Genomic DNA, 20,870 nt, shown 5'->3' on the forward strand with positions numbered 1-20,870 from the left:
TCGGCTTCCTTATTCATCATTCAGTATTGAGAGTGCAAATTTTACTGCGTTAATAAATTTATCAATATCTTGCTGATCATTGTAAGGCATGACAGAGATGCGTAAGCAGCCTGTAATAGCAATTGCATCCATTAATGGTTGCGTACAATGTTGCCCATAGCGTAATGCAATTTTTTGTTCAGTCAACAATAGGCCCAAATCGCTATGATGTATGCCAGCGAAATTAAAGGAAAGTAGCGGAGTATTAGGCTGGCTATAGCAGATAAACCCCTCTAATTTGCTGAGTTCTTCGTATGCGTAGTGGATGAGTGAACAACAATAGGCCTCAGATTGGTGTAAATCGATGTGAGATAACCAGTCAAGAGTGGCCGAAAAGGCAATGACGCCAGCAATATTTGGTGTGCCAGCTTCAAAACAATAAGGAACAGGAGCGGGAGTAAAGCCCTCAAAATTAACTTCTGATAACATTTTACCGCCACCATGCCATAGTGACATCGCAGCCAACAATTGTGGTTTGCCATAGCAAACGCCAAGCCCAGTTGGGCCATATAATTTATGGGCGGAGAAAGCATAAAAATCGATATTCAAAGCGGTGACATCAATTGGGGCATGTACCACACCTTGTGCGCCATCAACGACAACGAGCGCCCCAGCCGCATGAGCTAGTGACGTTACTGCTGCTAAATTTGTTTGATAGCCTGTTACGTTTGACATCTGGGTGATAGCGATCACTTTGCTACGTGGATTAAGTAGCGGCTTAAGGCTTTCAATATCGAGGGTGTAGTGTTGAGTGACAGGCCATTTGACAATTTTTGCACCAGTTTGCTGTGCAAGAATCAGCCAAGGTAATAAATTAGAGTGGTGTTCTAATTCGCTAACAATAATTTCATCATTTGCTGTTAAATGATTTCTAAAATAACTTTGGGCAATAAGGTTAATGGACTCGGTGGTTCCTCGGGTCCAAATAATGGTATTTTCACTCTCTGCATTAATCAATTTCGCGACACGTTTCCTGCCTTGTTCATAATTTTCAGTAATTCGTAACGACTCTGGAGATTGACCTCGATAAACTGAACTGCCAGAGTGACGGTAATAGTTATCTGCGGCTTCAATCATTGAGTTTGGTTTTAAGGCTGTTGCTGCACTATCAAGATGAATCGTTTGAGAATTGATAGCTGGAAATTGTTTTCGAAATTGTGTTGCAGAAAAATGGTACATTATATGTGTTCTTTATCTAAATATTTGGCGTTTGGTTTGTAATCATAATTATTGATGATATTCTCGATTTATTCATCGAAATCTTTTGTTACATTTAATTTTACCGCTGGTTTTTATTAGAGCTTTAGAAAAAATTAGGGAAATGATTATGCCTTTTACTGCATATTGCAATCATTTTTCTTTTGTCTTTTCGGTGATCTCATCTTTGGATGGGGAAAATTCAAGAATTATCTTAAATATTTAACTGATAATATTTTTTGTAAACTGGTTAAAACCTGTCTTGAAAATGTTATTTGCAATTGTTAGGCAAAAAAAAGCACCGCAATTAAAGCGGTGCATCATAAAATCACTATGGACAGACAGGGTAAATGTACAGGAAGTGAAAAAAAACAGTAGCTAAAGCTACAAAGTCTGGCATTCCCAGACAACTTGCAAACACAACATCACAACCACAAAGCCAAAAGTTTCAAAGTAACTAAACTCTGTAACTTTTCGTTCCGGCTTAGGAAGTGTGCATACTATAGGTATTTACTGGCGTATCCTCAATGGACAATTTATAATGCTTCGGATGAGAAAAACTAATGCGTATAACCCTATCAAGTAGAAGTGATTATGTCTAAAAGATTACCGCCACTTAATGCGTTAAGAGTGTTTGATGCTGCCGCTCGTCATTTAAGTTTTACTAAAGCGGCGGAAGAGTTGTTTGTGACCCAAGCCGCTGTGAGTCACCAAATGAAAAGTTTGGAAGATTTCCTCGGGTTAAAGTTATTTCGCCGGCGCAATCGTTCTTTGCTGTTAACAGAAGAAGGCCAAAGTTATTATCTTGATATTAAAGAGATATTTTCTTCTATTAATGAGGCGACAAGGAAATTACAGGCGCGAAGTGCTAAGGGAGCATTAACGGTTAGTTTATCCCCTAGTTTTGCAATACAGTGGCTTGTCCCGCGTCTTTCTAGCTTTAACCAAGCTTATCCGGGGATTGATGTTCGTATTCAGGCCGTTGATAGGGAAGAAGATAAATTAGCGGATGATGTTGATGTGGCTATTTTCTATGGGCGAGGAAATTGGTCTGGTCTAAGGACGGATAGGCTGTATGCTGAATATTTAATGCCAGTTTGTTCTCCGTTATTATTAACGGGGGCGCATCAATTAAAGCAGCCTGAAGACTTAGTCAATCATACGTTATTACATGATTCTTCTCGTCGGGATTGGCAAGCTTATATTCGCCAATTAGAATTGCACAATATTATCAATGTACAACAAGGCCCTATTTTTAGTCATAGTGCTATGGTCATTCAAGCCGCAGTACATGGTCAGGGTGTCGCTTTAACAAATAATGTTATGGCAAAAAATGAAATTGATGCAGGTCGTTTGGTTTGCCCATTCAACGAGGTATTGGTGAGTAAAAACGCGTTTTACCTTGTTTGTCAGGAAAACCAAGCTGATTTGGGAAAAATAGCTGCATTTCGTCAATGGATCTTGACTCAAGCAGCAAGCGAGCAAGAAAAACTGGGGTTTATTACGGGTGACCAAGATATGGCGCTTATTCAGTAATCATATATACCCGTTATTTTTCAAGTTGCAGTTGGTTGCATAGATAGGTAAAACGGCACTCAGTTTATCGTGTTTATCGGGATTTTAAATTAACCCCTTGATGCAACTGGGATTATTTAGGGTATGGTTAATAAAAGGTGTTACTGTGAATAGTCGTTTGATGTTAATTTTTGCTGGGATTAGTGGCTTTTTTACTGTGGCTTTTGGTGCCATTGGCTCTCATGCGCTTTCGTCGATTATGAGTGCTCATCAGATGGAATGGATTGAAATCGGTTTGCGGTATCAGATGCTACATACAGTAGCTTTAATGGTGCTAGGGGCGATTTTATTGCGTAAAGTGGTTCTATGGTTTTACTGGTGTGGCGTTTTTTTCGCCGTAGGCATACTTCTTTTCAGTGGTAGCCTTTATTGTATGGCCTTGTTACAGGTAAAATACTTTTCCTATTTTACGCCAATAGGGGGAGTTTGTTTTCTTATTGGCTGGCTGTTGGTCGTTATCGGCGCTATGCGTCTAAGGAAACCGGCGTTACGCCATGAGTAATAAAATTGCATTATATTGCCGTCCAGGCTTTGAAAAAGAGTGTGCGGCCGAAATTACAGATAAAGCTGGGCAAAAAGAGGTTTATGGTTTTGCGCGCGTCAAAGAAAATAGCGGTTATGTTATTTTTGAATGCTATCAAGCTGAAGATGCCGATAAACTTGCCCGCGAGCTACCTTTTCGTGAGCTGATTTTTGCTCGTCAAATGTTTGTGGTTGGGGAACTGCTTAAAGATTTACCTCCAGAAGATCGTGTTACCCCCATTGTGAATGCGCTGAGCCAGCAGGTTGAACGAGCAGGCGATCTTCGCGTTGAAGTTGCTGATACTAATGAAAGCAAAGAGTTGATGAAATTTTGCCGTAAATTTACGGTGCCTTTGCGTAATGCTTTACGACAAGAAAAAGTTTTACTGGCTAAAGAGAATTTCAAACGTCCGGTTATCCATGTTTTCTTTATTGCTTCAGGCTGTTGTTATACCGGATATTCTTACAGTTCGAATAGCTCGCCATTTTATATGGGGATCCCTCGGCTTAAGTTTCCATCGGATGCACCTAGTCGCTCAACATTGAAATTAGAAGAGGCATTTCACATATTTATCCCTTACGATGAGTGGGATGAGCGGCTAGCAAGCGGTATGAATGCGGTGGATCTTGGTGCATGTCCGGGGGGATGGACCTACCAATTAGTTAAGCGCAGTATGATGGTTCATGCCGTGGATAATGGTCCGATGGCGCAAAGCTTGATGGACACGGGGCAAGTTAGGCACCATCAAGTCGATGGTTTTAAATTCGAGCCAAATACGAAAAATATTACTTGGTTAGTGTGTGATATGGTTGAAAAACCGGCGAAAGTCGCTGCGTTAATCACGGAGTGGCTATTGCATGGGTGGTGCCGTGAAACCATTTTCAACTTAAAGCTACCGATGAAAAAGCGCTATGAGGAAGTGTCTCATATCCTTGAAAAGATGCGTACACAATTGGCAGAAAATGGCATCAATGTGCGGATCCAAGCGAAACAGCTGTACCATGACCGCGAAGAAATTACCGTTCATGTACAACGTATTTGGTCTGCTTATGCACCAATACGCGACTAAATCTGATATTTAGTAAGAACATATCATATAGCAAAAACTGCTTCCTAAACGCTGGTTAACAGTGAATGAAGAGGCAGTTTTTTATTGCTTATGGTTTGGGGTGATAGCGCAATTGGTTCAGGTTCCCTTGCAACTGAATATCTGTTCTTAAGGTTGCAATATCGCGGCAAACTTTTGCTATATCAAACTGACCAATAAGCTTTTTTCTCCATTTTTCATCAACGCTATCTAAATGAGCAAATAAGTTCTCAATGGAGTGGTATTGTTGTAGCAGTTGTGTGGCACTTTTAGCACCAATTCCCGCGACACCAGGCACTTTACTGCTGCTGATCCCCGCTAACCCCCAGTAATCAGGTAATTGGCAAGGTTTTACGCCAAATTCTTTTTCGATAAAAGGCACATCTAACCAGCGTTTTTGAAAATAGTCGCGAATACGAATTGAAGGCGACAGTAGTTGGCAATAGCCTTTATCAGTAGAAACGATAGTGACAGTTTGCCCTGCATCGGCGATTTTCTTGGCTAAAGTTGCCGCTAAATCATCCGCTTCGTCACCACTTGATTGCCAGCAGTGGACGCCTTTTGCTTCGAATTGTTTGACTAATGAAGGTAGCTCAGCATATAAATTTTCAGGCATGGGCTGACGGCCTGCTTTATAGTCAGGCAGTTTTTCATGCCGCCAGCTATTGTGCCTACCTTCCTCATCGAATACTGCAACAATATGGGTCGGTGAGGTGTGAGAGATAAGCTGTGCTACCGCAGATAAGCAGGCATCGCCGCAAGGACTGCCTTGTACGGCATGTATGCGGCGAATTAAATTAAGTGCATCAATTATCAGTAAGTGGATCATAAAATTTACGCCATCCTTGGCCTCATTATATTATTTCACTATTTCGTAGCAAGGCTCATAGGCTGTTCCACCCGGCAGTTTCATTCGATGTTGGTCGACAAAACCGCGCAGTAGAATATCCATGCGTTGCATAATTTCTTTATCACCATGAATTTTAAACGGGCCATACTGTTCAATAGCCTTCATACCGACTTCTTTCACGTTACCCGCAACGATACCAGAGAAGGCTCTTCTAAGATCAGAGGCCAGTTTTTCTGGTGATTGACCTGGATACAGATTCAGTGACGCCATATTTTCATGAGTCGGCTCGAAAGGATGCTGTAATTCAGGGTTGATCTTAATTGACCAGTTAAAGCTATAAGCATCGCCTGTGCTACGACGGTTGTCTTTCACCAATGGCATGTGTTTTTTCATTACACGAGCGACTTCTTGGGGATCATCAATGATGATTTGATAGTGTTTGCTGGCTTCTTCACCAAGTGTATGACGAATAAAATCATCTAACACAGAGAAGTACTCGGCACTTTCTTTTGGCCCCGTTAAAACCAATGGCAATACTTGTTCGCTATTTTCAGGATCCATCAAAATGCCTAGCAAATAGAGAAGCTCTTCTGCTGTACCGACGCCCCCAGGGAAAATAATGATCCCATGCGCTAAGCGAACGAACGCTTCAAGGCGCTTTTCGATATCAGGCATGATGATAAGCTCATTGACTAAAGGGTTAGGTGGCTCAGCAGCAATGATAGATGGCTCTGTTAGGCCGATAAAACGGCTATTTTTATAGCGTTGTTGAGCATGGCCAACAGCCGCCCCTTTCATTGGGGCTTCCATGGCTCCGGGGCCACAACCTGTGCAGATATTTAGCTCTCTTAAACCAAGCTCATTACCGACTTTACGGCCATATAGGTACTCGGTTTCGTTGATAGAGTGACCACCCCAGCAAACAATCATGCTTGGATCTTCATCAAGATGCAGTGTACGCGCGTTACGTAATATAGAGAAAATGACGTTAGTTAGGTGAGTGCCATTTCCCAGATCTAAATGCATTTTTTGCTCTGCATTGATGATTTGAGCATGAACAAAGAGGATATCACGCAGTACCGCAAACAGGTTTGCTTGTATAGAACGGATGATTTTACCATCGACAAAAGCATCTTGAGGTGGGTTAATTAGCTCAAGTTTGACACCGCGCTCACGTCGTAATACGTTGATATCGAAGTCAGTATGCTTATCCAATAAATCTTTACTGTTGTCTGTTAAGCTCCCTGAATTTAAAACCGCTAATGAGCAGTTTCTGAACAAGCGATACAAATGACTGCTTGCGGTACGCTTTAACATATCAACTTCAAGTTGAGATAAGAGATCCATGGATCCTAATGGACTGATATGAGTAATCATTTTTTTCCCTTTTAAATCATTTTATTACGGATTGCTCTCCGAAATAATTCGAAATAAATCCAATATCAAATTTCGATTTTTTTCCAACTAAGACCCCTATCATCCTGATACATTCTGGTCATATCCATTGATTTGTGTCCTAAAAGCTGGTTAGCGAACTCATTTGATTTTTCATTCCCATACACTCTGGATGCTAGGCTTCGGATTTCGTGGAACGTCGGCGGAGAACCCTCCCATGACAAACCACTTTTGCTTCTGGCTAGTGAAAAAGCCTTACCAATGGTTTTATCTGCTAGCATATCACCCTTCTGTGAAACCAGCACGAATTCCTTTCCGTTCAATTCATGCTTGCACCTATCTAGCACTGATTGCAAAGTTTTATTAGCTATATTATTTGAAATGGTGAGCGGTATTGCTATTTTAGTTCCTGTTTTCTCTTGCTCTATCCATAAGTAACCATCATAAATATCACTCCATTTTAATTTTCGAATATCACCAGAACGCTGTCCTGTTAATATAGCCAAATCCATGCTCATACTAACCCAAGGCTGACAGTGCTCTACTGCTGTGTTGTATATTTGAATGTAATCACTTTCTGACATCCTAGTTCTAGCTATTTTATTCCTTGGAACTCTGGTTGCTATTACGGGATTAAAATCAACAACACCATCAGACATCGCTTCGTTAAACATATCCTTTAAAATACTTCGCATTAACCTTGCTGTGGTTATATTTCCATCAGAAACAATATTATTTATATAATCGGCAATATCTTTTGTTTTTATTTCATCTAAAGGAACATTATTGAAGCTATTTTTTATCCTTTTTAACCGTCCTTGGTAGTCATCTAGGGTCTTTTTCTTTAAATCACGGAGAAGTATAATCTCACCAAATCTGTCTATCCAATCATGAAATTTTATTGCATCGTTACTTGCCATTCTGTTTATTAATGATTCTTTTTTTCCATAAATAAACAAGTTAGCCGAGATGGCTTCATTTACCGCCTCGGCTTTATTTCTTCCTATACCGTATTCAATGCCGGTTTCGGGGTTTCGGTAGCTGTAATATCCTTTTCTACAATATAGGTTAGGTGGTAGGTGAGCGTTTTTGGGACTTCTGTTTCTTGCCATCTGTCTCAATCCTTTTTAACAGTTTGCAGTTTTTATTTAATAGAATGCTTGGGCTAAGCTTTTCGTAGTTTGTTATTTTTTGTGCGGATGGGTGTATTAAATATTGATACCCATCAAATGTTGGTGCTGGATATATTTTCCCAGCGCTTATCCACCGCCTTATCGTTTCATCACTTCTTCTGTGTTTTTTTGCGAATTCTCTGACTGTTTGCATTTATGCACCTCTATTCTTCCTTCTATATTTCTCATCATCATCACCGCAATCTTTACTGCAATATGCGCTATTTGGTTTTGCTGGCATTTCTTCACACCAGATGCACATTCCGTTTATTGATTTAACTATCGGCTGGCGATTTGATAATGCTGCTTGAATTCTTAATTCGTTGAGTTCGTTTGCTGAGTCGATAATGTCCATAATTCACCTATGCTATTTTCAATGCGTTATTAAATTGAATATTGCTTTCCACCTGATCCCCGAATACATCCCAATCGCCAAATTTTTCACGAGCGAATAATTCGATGCGTGGCACGTCTCCATATAGTTCCTCTAACCTGTGATGTACTTCCTTTGGCTTTTCACTATGATCACCAAGGCATGAGTAAATAACTTGTCGAACACTGGCGGACTGACGTGGTAGACCATTACCACGAACAGCTATCAGGCATATTTCTGCATTTGCACGAGTGTAATTACCACCATTAATTTTCGTTTCGTTATTTAAAATATCCATATAATCGTAGGCATCGAATAGCTCACCGTTTTGTATTTGCTTTGTTATTCTTTCCATTGCCAATTTATTTAATTTAACCCACACGAAACCAAGCATAGTTTTAACTTTAAATCCCCATGCTTCGGATAGCTTAATTGCTTCAAGTGCAAAATTACCCGTGTACCACATGCACAGTACGGAGTTTTCAGAGGCTATAGTTTCTATGGGTAATCTGGATAGGGAATATAAGTCGGTAGTATTGTAATGATTGGTTGCCGCTCCGTTTGATGCTTTATTATTATATTGCCAAGGCGGGTCAGCGAGAATTAAGTCATACTTTTTCATTCTCCGCATCCTTCATTAGTAGAAATAATTCCATAGCCTTGCGATAAAAATTATCGTTGTAGTTTTCCAACCCATTCCACACGCTTAACTCTGGGCATTTAGCACAGCTAACATCCCACGCTATTCCATCATGAGTTATAGATATGAGGTTATCTTTAATAATTGTCATTGCGTTGGCTGGACTGTTGCAAGGGTCAAAGTAGGCTATGGGAAGAAAATCTCCGCCATCCATTGTTGCTAAATACACTTCTTGCTTTTCTTCTGAAGCGATGTAGTATCCATTCAAAACATGACTAGCAACCTTTTTATTAATCTCGAAGTCAGATAGTTCGGTGTATTTATTCATTGATTAACTCCAAATTATAAACACTACATACAATCACTAATCCATCATCAAATATTATGCAAAGCCTTTTATGTTCATGGTTAGAGTCTGAAACGCGACCACTGCCAAAATATACATGATATACCCTATCGCCGGCTTTAAATTTCATTCTATTCTCTCCATCTTATCCCAGCCCAATAATTCAGCGGCGGCATTAAAACTATCGACATAATCGTTATAATTACGGTTCCAACGTGAGCCTACTACATCGTAATAACCTTTATACCCCTGCATGTATTCTAATATTTTAGCTTGATATTCGGATGCTAATTCCTCTAGCAAATCTTTTGGAACTTGAATTAGTTCACTTTCCACGAATCACCTCTCCACACTTAATTTCAACATCCCGCACCATCATTATCTGCACAGCACGGCTCTCGCATTCTTGCTGTGTGTACAATGTATCGGTTACAGGCGTAACATATCCCTGCCAAATTAATAACAGTACAAATAGTTTCATTATTATTTAATCCAATCGATATAGTGGGATATTTATTTTTTCAGTTCTTTCTTCATTAAGATGTGTATATCCATATTCTCTGATATTATCAAAACTGCTTTCCATTATATAACCAACAGGCTCTAAGTTATTAATTAAACTCTCGCGTGACGCTTGCCATGCCATCCATTGGCGCCGGTGTATTCTCGTTATCGAAATCATGCCTAATCCGTTACGCTTCATCTCCTCTTTTTGTGGTGCAAACCACTCTTCAAATTGCTGCCTTGATTTATCCATCACTCCACCTTATTAATGTGGTTCATTACAAATTTAGTTACTTTCCGTATTTGTTGCGCAGTCGGCTTTACTGCAAATTTCTTTTCAGCTAAAAGCTCACAACCATCAGAAGAAACTTTAACGAAGCAAAGTAAGAAGTGACTTTCTTTAATAGTTGTTCTTTCTGCTGACATATAATAAATCGGCTTCTCAATCATATTTATTCATCTTATTGCATCTATTTAATCGATATGATTAAAACGTTTCATGGCAAATACCTATTTACCTTCTACACTTAAGCCAGAAAGAGTAGTTGCAAGCTGTGCAATTTTCGCCGACCTCCCTGTGTCGGCATTTTTTTATTCATTGCATCCCTGCGAGTTAAATTAATCTTCCGTTAAGTCAATAACATCATCAATAACACTTTGCTTTACTGCGTAATAGCCATCTTCGCCATTGAGTGTGATTTCTTCCGTGTTTTTGTAAATGCTGATAATCGCCTGTTTCAACTTCGCATTTTCTTCTTGTAACTGTTCAATAGTCATATCTATCTCCTGTTTGCATCCTTGCAATAATTAATTTGAATGCCAATTTGGGTATAATCTAACTAACTCCTTAATTAATTCATGTACACATTCATTCGGAATATTTACATAATCAAAAAAAGGGTCAGTTGTGTTCTCTCCTATTTCTAGCACATGCTCAAACCGGCCAACCCTTACTGTCTTTTTGGTGCCTCGGTGATTTATTTCAATGTTTTTATACATGATATTCTCCGTCGTTTGCATCCTTGCAAATATTCCCTGAGCTATTTAAATTGACGCTCTATTTCTTCGGCTGCTTTATTTTCGTAATAATCAAAAGTAACGCTTTCTATTAAATCGTCCTGCTCTTGCTCGGATAGTTTGTCAAAGTCTTCTTCTGAAATAGCTACTGTTAAAATAACTTCTTCGTTTGTATTTGAATCTCGTATTGTTAGATTCATAGTTATATCCTTTAGTTATTGACTGTCGATGAAGCATTGCTCACAACAGTAAACAGTATTGCCGCCTATAAATACTTCATCGTCATTTATTATTTCTACATCGCAATAATCGCAGTATGAGCAATCTTCCTTTTGCTCTTCCGTTAAAACCCTGTCTTTGTATGGACTATCGCACCAAGCCATAGTGTTTCTCCTCTTGTTAATTCCAGTATGAAATCTCTTCCTCAATTAAGTCGTCTATTTCGTCGTTAGTAGCTTCTTTGTTGAGAAACAAACGTGCCTTTGTCATATATTTTTCTCGGTTCTCATCAAAGAACTTTGAGAATTCAGGCGACCATCCGTGGTATTCCCCATCAAAATCAAATTTGGCATTATTAAAAGCCATATCTTCAATCATACCGTCAGCAGTAATCACTCCAGATTCACGACAAAATCCCTTTAAGTCGCGTTTTCTGAAATAAGGTGAAACCTTAGAATCACAAACGCTTTTGAATCGTTGCTTCCATCTCTGAATGCAACGACCGTGTAAACTTTTCATGGTTATATCCTTTGGTTAAATCACATAAATAGCGTGGCGTGGGTATTGCAGCCCGATAGGGGCAAAGGGGATGTCATCATCAAAATCAATGGGCGGCTCTTTAGCCCAATCAGCACGCTGAGGCTTTAATTCATTTTGCCCCAACAACTGTGATTGTTGCTGTTGTTTTTGACCTCCTGCCTGATTGCTGCCGCCACTGCCGCCTAGCATTTGCATCGTTCCACCGATATTTACCACCACTTCAGTTGTGTATCGGTCTTGACCGCTTTGGTCTTGCCATTTACGAGTTTGCAAAGAGCCCTCGATATAGACTTGTGAGCCTTTTTTCAGATATTCGCCTGCAACTTCAGCTAATTTTCCGAAAATCACTACACGGTGCCATTCGGTTTTTTCACGCATTTCACCGGTTTGCTTATCTCGCCACGATTCCGATGTGGCTAATGTGAGATTTGCTACTGCGCCACCTGATGGCATATATCGAATTTCAGGGTCTTGCCCCAAGTGGCCAATGAGTATCACCTTGTTTACTCCGCGACTAGCCATTAAGAAGCCTCCGCATATTTAGTTAACTTTTCTATTTCTTCCTTGAGTTCATTTAAGAATTTACGAACTTCTTGCTCAATTTCTTGTGCTAGCTCGTCATTAAAAACAATCCGTGTTTTGAAATAGGCGAGGTTTACTGGAAGGCGATTGTCGTAGCTGACAAAGTCACACCATTTGCGTCCAGTGCACATCATTTGCCCATGCATCTGTAATAGATATTCTGTCTTAGGCTTTCCTGTCCTAAGCGTTTCTAAGTGAGTTGCGGTGTTTGGGCATTTGATTTCAATAAGTCCACCTTCATCTACTAACCCATCAGGGCTAGCTCCGAATCCTTCGATAGATGGGTGAAGGATAAACCCTGTTTCTGACACTGTGGCGTCGAACTCATTGAGGCAATACATTTCCCTTGCAACTGCCTCAAGCTCGTTTCCACGCTCCATACTGGCTGATTTGAAGGACTCTTCCTTTTGTCCTGTTAGTGTTTCGCAAATTAGCTGAGCCATATAATTTCTACGAGTTGCTCCGCTTCCTTTTGCCATTACTTTTGATAGGTTACTGGCGGTAACACATCCTAGTCTTGCCGCATACCATTCGTTAGTCCTCTGCTCCACTTGGCACCTCGGTAAATTCAGCATCAATGGCTATAGAGTTTTTAATTCGTTCCTTTTCAGCGGATCCGATAATGGCTCGCTCATCCCCTGATAACTCCGTCCATAATTGTTTAAATGCGTCCATTCCTTTGGCTGCTGCCGCTTCACACTTAGCGATTAATTCAGCTCTTTTTTCGTGGCTTTCTTGCCCGTTAATAACGCCCGTTGGTGTGTTTTCTGTAATTCTCTCGGCCTCGTCTTGGTCATAAATACCGGCAAAACCAAAAGCTAGTCGAGCACATTGGATCATTGCTTTGTGCCGTAACATCCGTTTTGGGTGTGATTTCCAAGGCTGGGTGTTTCGATTGCATTCATCCATGTACTCAGTAACCGAGGTAGGATGACTCCTGTCTTTGCGGTAAATTTTGCATGTGCAGGAGTCAGCGTCCATGATGAATTCCATGCCATCAAAGTTTTTGTTTTCATTAATAATGCGCGCCCAACCATCAACACCAACAACTGGAACAATTCCTGTTCTGTCTGGAAATGCGTAAATTTCTTTAGTCCAAGGGTTTAAGTTGTATTGATTAGCGACGATGAGAAGTGATAGAAACTGCTGGTCTGTTGCTTCGGCTTTAAATGCCGTGGATTTCAATGTTTGAATTAGGTCTTTTTCATCAATAGCCAGCTCTAACTTTTTAGCAAGTGAGCCAGCCATTGAGACTAGTGAGTTACTCATATTTTTCCCTTTGATTATCTCAGTAAGTTTTCAGACTTAGCGGCTTTAAATAATCCATTCCAAATGCCATTAAGTTCAGATTCATTAAGTTTTTGTATTAGATGCGGAGTTTCATCCATGACTGCATCATAAAACCGCTGAGCCATTTCATTAGCTAGCTCATCATATTGATTTGCTAGATGCTCGCGGTCTGGAATGGTGACGAAGTTTTCATACTCTGAAATTCTCATGCTGCCACCTTACCTTTGCTCCTGATGTAATCGACAATCCATTGCCCATCACCAGCCGCTATGGCTTCATCAATAAACCCAGCAAGCTGCCCATCTTCCTTAATGTTTTCGTAGCGTTCTTTTTCCGTGAACTGTAGTTTGCTGATGATTGTTCCGTAATCACCGTCTATGCGCTTGATGTCATTTTCGTTGACACAAGTAATAATTGTTCCTGATGAGGAGTGGTCGCATCCAAAAGTTGACAATAAAAGCTGTATGCATTTATTCACTTAGACCTCCCGTAACTCGCTTTGAGAAATTCCATTGCTAACCACCAAACATCATCACAACGTTGGCTTATAGCAATTCGCGCCTGTGCCTGAGCCAGACGTAGAAAATGTTTATCGATTTGCATGATTTATCTCGTCAGTAGAGGTAATAGGATTGCAGTCATAATGATTAATGCTGCGTAGTAATAGTTATCGCCCATGTGATTACCTCACATAGTTATTGAAAGTGTTCTGGTGTTGGTGCGGTGGGTTACTGCTGACCGAGGGCTTTTGAGATTGCTGCTTCTGCTTTCTCTATTACCCAATCATCTCCAGTAATACATCCATAAGTGAGTAGTGACTGCAAAGCCTCTAATAACTCTGGTGCCGCTGCGATTAGATGGGCGTTGGCATCTATGGGTGATAGTTGATCAGAGTCACCTACAAAAGCGATATACTGACCATCGTTACCGAATATAGAGTAACCGCTACAGTTTGGTCTTTTGTCATGACATCGCCACGGTGATGGCGTGTGCTTAAATCCCATATATCACCCCCTAGCCTTTAACATTGCATCTGCCATGCGGTAGTAGAATTCAGCTCTTTTTACTAACTGCTCAACTGTGGTGTCATTATCGTAATATCCCATATCTGACGCATCCTGTGTGGCGATGTCACCTTGCATACACTTAGCGGCAAAATAATCACGCAGCGTCATGCCAGTATGAGTGCCATGCAATTCTGTTGCTGGAATTGGAAAAGCCGCTCCACCTGTTTTATCTGGCATACTCCCTCCTAAACTATTTCATTAATCCGTATTCATAATTGATATTGTTAAGGCTTTCCCTGTCTGACTCTAGGTAGTAATCCCATATCTCTTGGTCTTTATGCTCCCTGACCAACTGCCAATGCCAGCCTATTTTTGATTTAACTCTGCGAACTTTTCTTATCACAGTTTCGTCGCAATCAAATATGACTCCATAGCCACTACCAAGGCAGCTACGTAACACGCCAAGCTCAACACTAACAACTCTAAATAACCTCGGCATGGGTAGCTTTCCATTGTGGAAATCATTTATTGTCATACTCCCTCCGTTATTAACTAAGCGATGCTAGTCATCTTCCGGATAAAGCATTTCCTGTAATTCTTCAGGTGTTGGCTTTTTCCAGTTCGTTATCTTTCCTGTTTCGATATCGATATCTAGCATCAGATAATCACCATGGTGGTCACCGGGGAAGAAGTTAGGAACGTAGTAGTTATAGTCTTCTACTTTATTCCCGTTAGCATCAAGAATGTCACAATTGAAACTGTCAGAAACTTTAATGCACGTCCTTAGCGTTTTAATGTCAACTTTCGATTTTGTATTTACTTCGATTTCCATCTCTATCTCCTATCTATTAATCAACTCACCACAGCCCACAGAATGGACTGTAATTAGTTAACTGTGCCTGCTTTTAACCACGTCAGGCGAGGTGGTTCCTTACTTTCCACAGTCAAGGAAAATTGATATATTGGTTATTCCACAGTCAAAATAAGGAAGTTTTTGTATGTATGATGCTCTTGACCCAAAAAGAAATCCTGAGCAAGCAGCTTTACAGGTAGTGATTGAATTAATTCGAGCGGAAAGAATTGCAGCACCGCAATCCAATGGTGAGCGAGTTATCAAAATATTTGATGAGCTAAATGCTCATTTTAAAACGTTATCAGAATTGCCATCTGATTTTGTACCTACAGATGACGCGCCCTTCTGATAAAGCTCACAAAAAGCATCTCTAATTACAGAGGCCAGCTGCATAGCTTGGTCTCTTTCACCACCTGATTGACAAATTACATATTCACGTAAACATCTGGCTGCTTCTAATTGAATCTGGTCTGGTAACATTTCAAATTTCATTTTCTATCTCCTATTTATCTCGCCGTCACCCCGAACTCACTGCTCGGCTGTTTTGTTTTAACTCCTGAAAATATTGCTGCATTAGGTAAGCAACAGTTATCAGGTGTGTTAATTTAGGGAATAAAAAACCCCGCAGTTGCGAGGTTTATCTTTTCTTCCCTAGTGAGGGTAATCCGCCTTGCATTGGTGGCGAACCGTTGTGTTTATTTATGCTTTTTAGCAGGTAATGCTTGTTCTTTACTGGCTTTTCGCTACCTAGAACCTTACGCTTGGCGCCTCTAATTTTAACCAACTCATTATCACTTGCATTCGCGTGGTACTTATCAATGTGATATTTAGGATTCATTGGGTTGAAAAGCCTTTTGCATACAGGGCATTCAATTCTCATTGGAGTTTCCACTATATTAAGCTCTCGCAGTTACTTCTCCAGATTCCAACAGCGTACCAGATTTTCTATATTTAACTGAGTAAATGCTAGTATTTGGTAAGCAGGTATTATCTACTGAGTCATAAACTTTAGTGCTGCGAATTGAAATTGCTTTTTCAACTCGGCTAATTGGTTTGCGTGTTAGTGATAAGGTAGGGCGCTTTGTTTCTTCTACTTGTTCGCCATGGATTGCAGCTTTTAAGCTTTTAGTTAGCTCGTAAGATTCATGCAATGCCTTTCTGCGTTCCATTCTACGTAATCTGGCGTTGTTGTAGCCGTGAAAGTTACACATAGTTTTCCCCTTACAGTTTGCTTTGGTGATTGGTGGTGGTCGCCTAGTACCACACGTGCCGCCGTAGCGTTCACCAATCCCAAAACATACTGTCTTTGGTTTGCGCTTTTTCAGCGCTATCTGTTAAAGAGCGAACATCCTGTTTATCTATGGCTCCTTGCCTTCGATGAGTTAAATATTACATGCGGTATTTATTTAAGTCAATACCATCGGTAATATAAAATTATATTTTCGGTAATATTATTGAATTTAAAAGGAATTTATTTTCAAAAAAATCTCAGATTGGAATGCAGATCACTTATTTGGAGGGGAGAGGACACAAAAAAGCCCTCGCGGGGAGGGCTGTTGTTGTTTTATACATAAAGCTTAATCATCTTGGTTATTGTTTTTTTTATTGTGTATAACCAATCGTTCTGGAGCACTATGCATTTTATCTATCATAAAACACATCCCAAGAATTGTTGTATAAATAATATTGCATATAACTGATATATATATAAACACTAGACCTATTTTCAACCAAGAAGCCTTTAATAATTCAAATTGCCCTAAGTTACCTTGTACTAGTTGTATAGCTCCGCCAGCAAAATACATCATTATGCTCATAAAGGCTAAATAACCAAATAGATAAGAAAGGAACTTTCTTCTAGTTAACTCATCCCCTTTCAGTGTTGGTGGATCTCCTTTCATTACATCATCCATACCATCTTTTTGGAATGTAGATACAGCAGCCATAGATGCAATATAAAATCCTGATAATATTTGTAAAATTCCATTTACGACGGAAACTAAGCTATCTTTACCTATCAAATTTACTTTGTTAGGTAAAAAACAAATAACTAGAGTTATTAGCACTGAAGTAATTATTGGCAATACAAAATCAAAGTAACGTTTTTCAGGGTGGCTTATGCGAACATATGATATTGGTGTAAACAGCTTTGAAATAACATACATAACCCCTCCAATTTTTACTTATTAAAATACCCAACCATTTTACTGATTAGCTCATCATGGAATTTTTCTTGGCAGATTTCTATAGGCGTAGCTAAAATTACTTTGTCTCTTTCTGCTAGTTGCGCAGCTGCAATATCTTGAAGGCTGAGGGCCTTATCTATATTCACAAAATTGGTTGAAGTCCTTCTATTTATATCTCTATGAGAGATGCGCAAAGTAGTATATTCCATTCCTCGCAGTGTATCACATATATCCTTCAAGTATTGTAAAGCTTTGTTACCAATGCCAATATTTGTCGATAGCCTCAGCGTTTGCTCTTCAATTTTAATTTTATTATTACTATCAATGTATTTTTGTTTATAGCTTCTAACTGCGACTAGTCCACATACCTTACCTGTGGACAACTGTTTTCCTAATGTTTTCTCTGCCGCAAAATCAATCTTAAACATAGGTCGGCATTTTAGCTCTTTTTTATTATTGCCACGATGAAATCCAAAATGATTATCAGATAAAAAGCTATTCAATGCTTGCCCTATTATCGCACGAGTGATTCCTGGTACCTCTTCTAACATCGCATCATAATGGTTTGGAAATGCCTTGTTATTAGGCTCTTTCTTTATAATCAAGTGCGCTGTACAACCTAAACCTTCGCCTTCTTGTTTTTTAGCAACTCTCCTACCCCCTGTTTTTATATTTGTGAAAGCAGGGTCTGAAACATCTTTGTTAGCATACTGAAATAGCAGAAATAAGTAGTTATCATCCTCTTTTATTGATAATAACCTAATTCCAGATCTACCCTTATTCATTTCATAAATCATATCCTTACGACCACTTATTGATTCAGCGCTGTCCTTGTGCTCCCTAATAAGTAAAGGTATACATTCTTTTAATGGAATATTGGGAGCATCTGCAGGATAACTGTTAATGCTGATAACGCATTTTATAACAAATCGCTCATTATCACCGAGGAGCATAAAAAATCCTTAATTAAGTAAAACCGTATAAACAAGCAGACCACCAAATGAACTATGCTTTTATTTTTATGTAAATAACATATTTATCTGGTGATAATTAAGGTATATGTTTGTTTAAAACCACACCCTAAAACGTGTCGTCATCCAAAGAAGCAGCCACGGGCATCATCTTCAACGAGCCTAATGGCGTCAGAAAAACTGCCTAGCATTATTTCATCGTAGTTGTGCCAGTTGCTGTCTTTATCCATCCAAAACAGAGACCAAGAGCTGTTAGATTTGTCATGTGTAATTTTTGCTATCGGCTCTTGAGCTTGCCCGTCACTCCAAGTAAGGCGTCTTACTTCAAATATGACAACGGAGTCATCTTCAATGCTATAGCTTAAATCCAGCTCATCCCTTAGGTGTTCAGCAGGTCGGCGCTTTTCCATGAAAAACTCCATACACCGCTTAATGTTAGCTATCTCAATGTCGTTAAATGCCATGTTGCTCCCTAAAACGTGTCGTCACTCTGCATTGAAAACCGAAATCCAAGCAAAAGGTTCTTCTGCAAACTGTAATACTGCTCCAACTGCTAGCGCTATTATTAACATAACAATCAGCAGCTTATTTTTACTGATGAGTTCTAATAATCTTTTCATATCGAACCCTCACTAATTATCAAAAGCAATCAGCAACAATAGAATGATATCCAGCACCGCTATAATAACTAGCAGTATCATTATGTTAGCGTTGGATATCAGCTCTAGCAGTCTTTTCATTTAAAACGTGTCGTCAGGCCGTCCAAAAATCATCTCGTAGAGTTGGAATATGGCATCATCATCAAAATCAAACCATACCAGCATTGCAATCACGGATAGTGCTGCGGTTATTTCTACCTTGTGCTGCTTGATACAACCCCATAATTTTTTCATATGAACGTGTCGTCAGGCCATTAAAACAGTGCTCGGCCTGTTTTTTCGCAAGCGTCTATATATTTAATTGGTTTAACGATAGCTGACACATAGTGCATGGTGTCAACTTGATCTGGTGATAGAGTAATGGGCTTGTGTGAGTTGTTTATACTGGAAAACTGATAGTCCCCATCACGAGTTTTGTTGAAAATCTTAATCATATTGTGACCTTCAACCGTGCGCACAAAAACCTCATCGCCAGATCTGACTGTTGTATTTGGTTCAACCACAACAAACTCGCCTGATTGAATGCGCGGCCACATGCTGTCACCTTTAACCTTCAACCCGTATGCGTCTTTATCGTCGCTGTATATCTTCAGCCAGCCATTGTGAACCTCGATCATATCAACAGCACCATCAGCACCTAAGAACGCCTCACCGCGCACCTGAACCATTCCTGAAGGCACTGTGCCTATATATTCGATTTCATCATCTACCGATTGAGCTAGAGACATTATTTGTTTAGATATTGACGGACTTATATCACTAACAGCAACCTTCAATATCTTTGCAAATGTAGCAACTGCGTTCGGGTTTAATGGATTAATTCCATTTAAATAATGACTGACAGCACTTTGGTTGACACCTAGCTTTTCAGCTATGTCTTCTTGATTTATCCCTAGCGTCTTGCGCTTAGAGGAATAGATTGATTTAAGCCTTCTGGCATCTGCCAGTTGCTCTTCTGATAGCGGTTTCTTTTTGTTCATCCCTGTATTTTATTACTATAAGTTATATTTTAAAAATACCGTTGGTATTGACTTTTTTATTACCGAATATAATAATTAAGCTGATTCATTTTAAAGGAGAAGAAGATGAACCAACTAGCTTTACGTGAATATGTCAAGGAGCATGGTCAAGATAAGACGGCTAAAGCAATAGGTGTTACTCAAGGCGCTATCAGTAAAGCGCTAAGAGAAGGGAGAAATATTCTCTTATCACAAACGGAAAATGGCATTAAAGCAATAGAAATAAAGCCATTTCCAAGCACTAAAAAATAAGCACCACCTCGCTCTTTAACATCTCAGCGCTGAAAAAGCGCACATCAATACACACTCACTGGATCGTGAGTCACGGACTAACTGTATCTAAAAAGGACTATAGACTATGGAAAATGCAAAAAATATCAAAGTAGAGTGCTCATCAAACGAATTGATGACGTTTTACATTCAACAAATGTATTCAGTCGGTAATAACGGACTCGCTAAGGCGCTAGGAATACACCCATCAAAATCCAGTCGAGATAAAGCCAGAATATTCGATTTAGCTTGCCAGTTGGTGAGTAAGTTCGGATTACCCCCTGACTCTGTAAATATCAGCGATAAGCCAACGAAAGTTGTTCTTGAAGGTGATTATGCAGAAAGGGTTATTCAGGCTCTTGAAGGGAAGGGGAAGGTTAAAAGAAAAGCCCCAACCACGGCGAATGATGAGGCTCAAATCAATTTGGATATTTAACTATCAAAACAACTGTATCAACAACCAGTAATGGTGACAAGGGAAATTTAGCGTTTCCCTTTTTTGATACAACAACCGAATAAGAGAATTATATCATGAAAAATAAACGAAATCATGACT

Annotated in this window: 36 protein-coding genes; 6 read left to right on the forward strand and 30 right to left on the reverse strand. The window is 39.7% G+C overall.

The window, feature by feature from the left end; translation table 11 throughout:
- Positions 1–9: 9 nt before the first annotated feature.
- A complete protein-coding gene (csdA, locus tag PR675_RS15785; protein WP_060561232.1) occupies positions 10–1,218 on the reverse strand; it encodes a cysteine desulfurase CsdA in 1,209 nt (402 codons plus the stop codon).
- A 612-nt stretch (positions 1,219–1,830) separates the two neighbouring features.
- Here csdA and PR675_RS15790 point away from each other — a divergent pair.
- The 3 genes from PR675_RS15790 (at position 1,831) to rlmM (ending at position 4,403) form a co-directional block, all read left to right on the forward strand.
- Positions 1,831–2,772: a transcriptional regulator GcvA gene (locus tag PR675_RS15790; protein ID WP_004916582.1), complete on the forward strand. Its 942-nt coding sequence runs from the start codon at positions 1,831–1,833 to the stop codon at positions 2,770–2,772.
- A gap of 145 nt (positions 2,773–2,917) precedes the next feature.
- Positions 2,918–3,313, forward strand: a complete 396-nt coding sequence (locus PR675_RS15795; protein WP_014657673.1) for a DUF423 domain-containing protein — start codon at positions 2,918–2,920, stop codon at positions 3,311–3,313.
- Complete coding sequence (rlmM, locus tag PR675_RS15800; RefSeq protein ID WP_004916579.1) at positions 3,306–4,403, forward strand: 23S rRNA (cytidine(2498)-2'-O)-methyltransferase RlmM; 1,098 nt, start codon at positions 3,306–3,308, stop codon at positions 4,401–4,403. Before PR675_RS15795 ends, rlmM begins: the two co-directional genes overlap by 8 nt.
- Positions 4,404–4,491: 88 nt before the next feature.
- On the opposite strand, the gene xni is transcribed toward rlmM, so the two are convergent.
- The 22 genes from xni to PR675_RS15910 all read right to left on the reverse strand — a co-directional run bounded on the left by xni (position 4,492) and on the right by PR675_RS15910 (position 15,188).
- Positions 4,492–5,250: a flap endonuclease Xni gene (gene xni / locus PR675_RS15805; protein WP_036943252.1), complete on the reverse strand. Its 759-nt coding sequence runs from the start codon at positions 5,248–5,250 to the stop codon at positions 4,492–4,494.
- A 30-nt stretch (positions 5,251–5,280) separates the two neighbouring features.
- Positions 5,281–6,648 (reverse strand): nucleotide 5'-monophosphate nucleosidase PpnN, encoded by a 1,368-nt coding sequence (gene ppnN, locus PR675_RS15810; protein WP_014657675.1) that lies wholly within the window; start codon positions 6,646–6,648, stop codon positions 5,281–5,283.
- Between the two features lie 65 nt (positions 6,649–6,713).
- Positions 6,714–7,778, reverse strand: coding sequence for a site-specific integrase (locus tag PR675_RS15815; protein WP_053110611.1), 1,065 nt, complete (start codon positions 7,776–7,778; stop codon positions 6,714–6,716).
- Entirely contained in the window at positions 7,735–7,992 is a 258-nt protein-coding gene (locus PR675_RS15820; protein WP_121874706.1) for an excisionase, read from the reverse strand. Before PR675_RS15820 ends, PR675_RS15815 begins: the two co-directional genes overlap by 44 nt.
- Positions 7,993–8,193, reverse strand: coding sequence for a hypothetical protein (locus PR675_RS15825; protein WP_121874705.1), 201 nt, complete (start codon positions 8,191–8,193; stop codon positions 7,993–7,995).
- 7 nt (positions 8,194–8,200) lie between these two features.
- Positions 8,201–8,833: an MT-A70 family methyltransferase gene (locus PR675_RS15830; RefSeq protein ID WP_272582784.1), complete on the reverse strand. Its 633-nt coding sequence runs from the start codon at positions 8,831–8,833 to the stop codon at positions 8,201–8,203.
- Complete coding sequence (locus PR675_RS15835; RefSeq protein WP_272582785.1) at positions 8,820–9,179, reverse strand: phage protein NinX family protein; 360 nt, start codon at positions 9,177–9,179, stop codon at positions 8,820–8,822. Before PR675_RS15835 ends, PR675_RS15830 begins: the two co-directional genes overlap by 14 nt.
- Before the next feature lie 144 nt (positions 9,180–9,323).
- A complete protein-coding gene (locus PR675_RS15840; RefSeq protein WP_272582786.1) occupies positions 9,324–9,533 on the reverse strand; it encodes a hypothetical protein in 210 nt (69 codons plus the stop codon).
- A 151-nt stretch (positions 9,534–9,684) separates the two neighbouring features.
- Positions 9,685–9,954: a hypothetical protein gene (locus tag PR675_RS15845; protein ID WP_272582787.1), complete on the reverse strand. Its 270-nt coding sequence runs from the start codon at positions 9,952–9,954 to the stop codon at positions 9,685–9,687.
- A complete protein-coding gene (locus PR675_RS15850; protein ID WP_272582788.1) occupies positions 9,954–10,151 on the reverse strand; it encodes a hypothetical protein in 198 nt (65 codons plus the stop codon). The genes PR675_RS15845 and PR675_RS15850 overlap by 1 nt, the downstream gene beginning before the upstream one ends.
- 168 nt (positions 10,152–10,319) lie before the next feature.
- Complete coding sequence (locus tag PR675_RS15855; RefSeq protein ID WP_163768728.1) at positions 10,320–10,478, reverse strand: hook protein; 159 nt, start codon at positions 10,476–10,478, stop codon at positions 10,320–10,322.
- 263 nt (positions 10,479–10,741) lie between these two features.
- The gene (locus tag PR675_RS15860) at positions 10,742–10,918 is read right to left on the reverse strand and encodes a hypothetical protein (RefSeq protein ID WP_272582789.1); all 177 of its coding nucleotides are present in this window, start codon (positions 10,916–10,918) and stop codon (positions 10,742–10,744) included.
- A gap of 199 nt (positions 10,919–11,117) precedes the next feature.
- On the reverse strand, positions 11,118–11,456 hold the full coding sequence (locus tag PR675_RS15865; protein ID WP_272582790.1) for a hypothetical protein: 339 nt from the start codon (positions 11,454–11,456) through the stop codon (positions 11,118–11,120).
- A 15-nt stretch (positions 11,457–11,471) separates the two neighbouring features.
- Positions 11,472–11,999, reverse strand: a complete 528-nt coding sequence (locus tag PR675_RS15870; protein ID WP_272582791.1) for a single-stranded DNA-binding protein — start codon at positions 11,997–11,999, stop codon at positions 11,472–11,474.
- Complete coding sequence (locus PR675_RS15875) at positions 11,999–12,610, reverse strand: lambda exonuclease family protein (RefSeq protein WP_250170498.1); 612 nt, start codon at positions 12,608–12,610, stop codon at positions 11,999–12,001. The genes PR675_RS15870 and PR675_RS15875 overlap by 1 nt, the downstream gene beginning before the upstream one ends.
- A complete protein-coding gene (gene bet, locus PR675_RS15880; protein ID WP_053110606.1) occupies positions 12,594–13,328 on the reverse strand; it encodes a phage recombination protein Bet in 735 nt (244 codons plus the stop codon). Before bet ends, PR675_RS15875 begins: the two co-directional genes overlap by 17 nt.
- 14 nt (positions 13,329–13,342) lie before the next feature.
- Positions 13,343–13,558 (reverse strand): hypothetical protein, encoded by a 216-nt coding sequence (locus PR675_RS15885; RefSeq protein WP_053110605.1) that lies wholly within the window; start codon positions 13,556–13,558, stop codon positions 13,343–13,345.
- A complete protein-coding gene (locus tag PR675_RS15890; RefSeq protein ID WP_053110604.1) occupies positions 13,555–13,827 on the reverse strand; it encodes a hypothetical protein in 273 nt (90 codons plus the stop codon). Before PR675_RS15890 ends, PR675_RS15885 begins: the two co-directional genes overlap by 4 nt.
- 250 nt (positions 13,828–14,077) lie before the next feature.
- Complete coding sequence (locus PR675_RS15895; RefSeq protein ID WP_272582792.1) at positions 14,078–14,353, reverse strand: hypothetical protein; 276 nt, start codon at positions 14,351–14,353, stop codon at positions 14,078–14,080.
- A 3-nt stretch (positions 14,354–14,356) separates the two neighbouring features.
- Positions 14,357–14,593, reverse strand: a complete 237-nt coding sequence (locus PR675_RS15900) for a hypothetical protein (RefSeq protein WP_272582793.1) — start codon at positions 14,591–14,593, stop codon at positions 14,357–14,359.
- A 13-nt stretch (positions 14,594–14,606) separates the two neighbouring features.
- Positions 14,607–14,855 carry a hypothetical protein gene (locus PR675_RS15905; protein ID WP_272582794.1) on the reverse strand — a complete coding sequence of 83 codons (249 nt, stop codon included), beginning with the start codon at positions 14,853–14,855 and terminating at the stop codon, positions 14,607–14,609.
- Positions 14,856–14,918: 63 nt separating this feature from the next.
- The gene (locus PR675_RS15910; RefSeq protein ID WP_272582795.1) at positions 14,919–15,188 is read right to left on the reverse strand and encodes a hypothetical protein; all 270 of its coding nucleotides are present in this window, start codon (positions 15,186–15,188) and stop codon (positions 14,919–14,921) included.
- Between the two features lie 166 nt (positions 15,189–15,354).
- On the opposite strand from PR675_RS15910, the gene PR675_RS15915 reads away from it, so the two are divergent.
- On the forward strand, positions 15,355–15,558 hold the full coding sequence (locus tag PR675_RS15915) for an ATP-NAD kinase (protein ID WP_104873284.1): 204 nt from the start codon (positions 15,355–15,357) through the stop codon (positions 15,556–15,558).
- Positions 15,559–16,105: 547 nt separating this feature from the next.
- On the opposite strand, the gene PR675_RS15920 is transcribed toward PR675_RS15915, so the two are convergent.
- The 7 genes from PR675_RS15920 to PR675_RS15950 form a co-directional block, all read right to left on the reverse strand.
- On the reverse strand, positions 16,106–16,420 hold the full coding sequence (locus PR675_RS15920; RefSeq protein WP_225829589.1) for a transcriptional antitermination N peptide: 315 nt from the start codon (positions 16,418–16,420) through the stop codon (positions 16,106–16,108).
- A gap of 366 nt (positions 16,421–16,786) precedes the next feature.
- Positions 16,787–17,374, reverse strand: coding sequence for a hypothetical protein (locus PR675_RS15925; RefSeq protein WP_272582796.1), 588 nt, complete (start codon positions 17,372–17,374; stop codon positions 16,787–16,789).
- 14 nt (positions 17,375–17,388) lie between these two features.
- Entirely contained in the window at positions 17,389–18,348 is a 960-nt protein-coding gene (locus tag PR675_RS15930) for a hypothetical protein (protein ID WP_272582797.1), read from the reverse strand.
- A 140-nt stretch (positions 18,349–18,488) separates the two neighbouring features.
- Positions 18,489–18,830 (reverse strand): DUF3024 domain-containing protein, encoded by a 342-nt coding sequence (locus tag PR675_RS15935; RefSeq protein WP_004916513.1) that lies wholly within the window; start codon positions 18,828–18,830, stop codon positions 18,489–18,491.
- 21 nt (positions 18,831–18,851) lie between these two features.
- The gene (locus PR675_RS15940) at positions 18,852–18,986 is read right to left on the reverse strand and encodes a hypothetical protein (protein ID WP_264188042.1); all 135 of its coding nucleotides are present in this window, start codon (positions 18,984–18,986) and stop codon (positions 18,852–18,854) included.
- A gap of 120 nt (positions 18,987–19,106) precedes the next feature.
- Positions 19,107–19,259 carry a hypothetical protein gene (locus PR675_RS15945; protein ID WP_004916510.1) on the reverse strand — a complete coding sequence of 51 codons (153 nt, stop codon included), beginning with the start codon at positions 19,257–19,259 and terminating at the stop codon, positions 19,107–19,109.
- A gap of 20 nt (positions 19,260–19,279) precedes the next feature.
- Entirely contained in the window at positions 19,280–20,005 is a 726-nt protein-coding gene (locus PR675_RS15950; RefSeq protein WP_272582798.1) for a LexA family transcriptional regulator, read from the reverse strand.
- A 105-nt stretch (positions 20,006–20,110) separates the two neighbouring features.
- Between PR675_RS15950 and PR675_RS15955 the strand changes: the two genes are divergently transcribed.
- On the forward strand, positions 20,111–20,296 hold the full coding sequence (locus PR675_RS15955) for a Cro/CI family transcriptional regulator (RefSeq protein ID WP_004247720.1): 186 nt from the start codon (positions 20,111–20,113) through the stop codon (positions 20,294–20,296).
- A gap of 106 nt (positions 20,297–20,402) precedes the next feature.
- The gene (locus PR675_RS15960) at positions 20,403–20,750 is read left to right on the forward strand and encodes a hypothetical protein (RefSeq protein ID WP_113532792.1); all 348 of its coding nucleotides are present in this window, start codon (positions 20,403–20,405) and stop codon (positions 20,748–20,750) included.
- Positions 20,751–20,870 lie beyond the last annotated feature (120 nt).

The sequence above is a fragment of the Providencia sp. PROV261 genome (assembly GCF_028477945.1).
In the GTDB taxonomy this organism is placed as follows: domain Bacteria; phylum Pseudomonadota; class Gammaproteobacteria; order Enterobacterales; family Enterobacteriaceae; genus Providencia; species Providencia stuartii.

Bases quoted from the DNA above. Each gene is read 5' to 3' on its own strand.
- PR675_RS15920 (WP_225829589.1), bottom strand. From the start codon at position 16,420: ATGTGTAACTTTCACGGCTACAACAACGCCAGATTACGTAGAATGGAA.
- csdA (WP_060561232.1), bottom strand. From the start codon at position 1,218: ATGTACCATTTTTCTGCAACACAATTTCGAAAACAATTTCCAGCTATC.
- PR675_RS15825 (WP_121874705.1), bottom strand. From the start codon at position 8,193: ATGGACATTATCGACTCAGCAAACGAACTCAACGAATTAAGAATTCAA.
- PR675_RS15860 (WP_272582789.1), bottom strand. From the start codon at position 10,918: ATGAATCTAACAATACGAGATTCAAATACAAACGAAGAAGTTATTTTA.
- PR675_RS15960 (WP_113532792.1), top strand. From the start codon at position 20,403: ATGGAAAATGCAAAAAATATCAAAGTAGAGTGCTCATCAAACGAATTG.
- bet (WP_053110606.1), bottom strand. From the start codon at position 13,328: ATGAGTAACTCACTAGTCTCAATGGCTGGCTCACTTGCTAAAAAGTTA.
- PR675_RS15935 (WP_004916513.1), bottom strand. From the start codon at position 18,830: ATGGCATTTAACGACATTGAGATAGCTAACATTAAGCGGTGTATGGAG.
- PR675_RS15905 (WP_272582794.1), bottom strand. From the start codon at position 14,855: ATGCCGAGGTTATTTAGAGTTGTTAGTGTTGAGCTTGGCGTGTTACGT.
- PR675_RS15865 (WP_272582790.1), bottom strand. From the start codon at position 11,456: ATGAAAAGTTTACACGGTCGTTGCATTCAGAGATGGAAGCAACGATTC.
- PR675_RS15790 (WP_004916582.1), top strand. From the start codon at position 1,831: ATGTCTAAAAGATTACCGCCACTTAATGCGTTAAGAGTGTTTGATGCT.
- PR675_RS15940 (WP_264188042.1), bottom strand. From the start codon at position 18,986: ATGAAAAGATTATTAGAACTCATCAGTAAAAATAAGCTGCTGATTGTT.
- PR675_RS15885 (WP_053110605.1), bottom strand. From the start codon at position 13,558: ATGAGAATTTCAGAGTATGAAAACTTCGTCACCATTCCAGACCGCGAG.
- PR675_RS15850 (WP_272582788.1), bottom strand. From the start codon at position 10,151: ATGATTGAGAAGCCGATTTATTATATGTCAGCAGAAAGAACAACTATT.
- PR675_RS15955 (WP_004247720.1), top strand. From the start codon at position 20,111: ATGAACCAACTAGCTTTACGTGAATATGTCAAGGAGCATGGTCAAGAT.
- PR675_RS15895 (WP_272582792.1), bottom strand. From the start codon at position 14,353: ATGGGATTTAAGCACACGCCATCACCGTGGCGATGTCATGACAAAAGA.
- PR675_RS15945 (WP_004916510.1), bottom strand. From the start codon at position 19,259: ATGAAAAAATTATGGGGTTGTATCAAGCAGCACAAGGTAGAAATAACC.
- PR675_RS15835 (WP_272582785.1), bottom strand. From the start codon at position 9,179: ATGAATAAATACACCGAACTATCTGACTTCGAGATTAATAAAAAGGTT.
- PR675_RS15870 (WP_272582791.1), bottom strand. From the start codon at position 11,999: ATGGCTAGTCGCGGAGTAAACAAGGTGATACTCATTGGCCACTTGGGG.
- PR675_RS15915 (WP_104873284.1), top strand. From the start codon at position 15,355: ATGTATGATGCTCTTGACCCAAAAAGAAATCCTGAGCAAGCAGCTTTA.
- PR675_RS15950 (WP_272582798.1), bottom strand. From the start codon at position 20,005: ATGAACAAAAAGAAACCGCTATCAGAAGAGCAACTGGCAGATGCCAGA.
- ppnN (WP_014657675.1), bottom strand. From the start codon at position 6,648: ATGATTACTCATATCAGTCCATTAGGATCCATGGATCTCTTATCTCAA.
- xni (WP_036943252.1), bottom strand. From the start codon at position 5,250: ATGATCCACTTACTGATAATTGATGCACTTAATTTAATTCGCCGCATA.
- PR675_RS15900 (WP_272582793.1), bottom strand. From the start codon at position 14,593: ATGCCAGATAAAACAGGTGGAGCGGCTTTTCCAATTCCAGCAACAGAA.
- PR675_RS15930 (WP_272582797.1), bottom strand. From the start codon at position 18,348: ATGCTCCTCGGTGATAATGAGCGATTTGTTATAAAATGCGTTATCAGC.
- rlmM (WP_004916579.1), top strand. From the start codon at position 3,306: ATGAGTAATAAAATTGCATTATATTGCCGTCCAGGCTTTGAAAAAGAG.
- PR675_RS15845 (WP_272582787.1), bottom strand. From the start codon at position 9,954: ATGGATAAATCAAGGCAGCAATTTGAAGAGTGGTTTGCACCACAAAAA.
- PR675_RS15910 (WP_272582795.1), bottom strand. From the start codon at position 15,188: ATGGAAATCGAAGTAAATACAAAATCGAAAGTTGACATTAAAACGCTA.
- PR675_RS15855 (WP_163768728.1), bottom strand. From the start codon at position 10,478: ATGACTATTGAACAGTTACAAGAAGAAAATGCGAAGTTGAAACAGGCG.
- PR675_RS15815 (WP_053110611.1), bottom strand. From the start codon at position 7,778: ATGGCAAGAAACAGAAGTCCCAAAAACGCTCACCTACCACCTAACCTA.
- PR675_RS15820 (WP_121874706.1), bottom strand. From the start codon at position 7,992: ATGCAAACAGTCAGAGAATTCGCAAAAAAACACAGAAGAAGTGATGAA.
- PR675_RS15830 (WP_272582784.1), bottom strand. From the start codon at position 8,833: ATGAAAAAGTATGACTTAATTCTCGCTGACCCGCCTTGGCAATATAAT.
- PR675_RS15925 (WP_272582796.1), bottom strand. From the start codon at position 17,374: ATGTATGTTATTTCAAAGCTGTTTACACCAATATCATATGTTCGCATA.